General features: G+C 76.5%; 1 protein-coding gene. It reads left to right on the top strand.

Features of this window, described 5'->3' with window-relative positions; genetic code table 11:
• The first annotated feature begins 248 nt into the window (after positions 1–248).
• Positions 249–596 (top strand): hypothetical protein, encoded by a 348-nt coding sequence (locus J7U37_RS24865; RefSeq protein WP_247637490.1) that lies wholly within the window; start codon positions 249–251, stop codon positions 594–596.
• The last annotated feature ends 5 nt before the right edge of the window (positions 597–601 follow it).

Raw genomic sequence — 601 nt, 5'->3', positions numbered from 1 at the left:
GGGCGCGGGCGCTCCGGTTCTGGACGACAGCTGCGCAGAATCCCAGTGCAGCAGAATCTCGGTGCCGCAGGGCGACACGGCGACAGTGGAAGCGAGGCGGGTGTTCGTGGCACAATCGGTTCGGGGTTGCGCGGTTTCCGGCGAAGGCCGGCGGGCCGTGACGGGTTCGGTGACGCCGATTGCGGCGTGCCGCCGCCGTCCGTCCGGCACGCCCGCATCCCCCCGTTCGCACGCAGGAGCCCGACGCCATGATCCGCCCACGGACGACCGTGCTGTCCCATGCGGCTCCCCTGGGACCGGCCGCGCCCTCCGCACCGCCCTGGCAGGAAGCGATCGTGCCGATCGCCGAGGCCCTGCTGAGCCTGGTGGCGGCCGTGGAGAGCGGGCCGACCGCCGGCCCCGCCGTCAAGGCCTTCCAGGCCGCGATCCGGCGCAAGGGCGAGGAGGCGTCCGCCGCCGGCGGGCGCGAGGCGATGGAGGCCGCCCTGCGGCGGGTGGCCGATGCCGCCGGCGACCGCGCCGCGCGCCGGGACCGCATCATCGACACGGCCTGGGCCGGCCTGCCGGGCTGGCGCCCGGACGAGTCCCGCCCCTGACCGCC

Source organism: Methylobacterium sp. 37f (assembly GCF_023093475.1).
In the GTDB taxonomy this organism is placed as follows: domain Bacteria; phylum Pseudomonadota; class Alphaproteobacteria; order Rhizobiales; family Beijerinckiaceae; genus Methylobacterium.
Note: the sequence above shows the minus strand (reverse complement) of the source record. Positions and strands in the feature narration are given on the sequence as shown.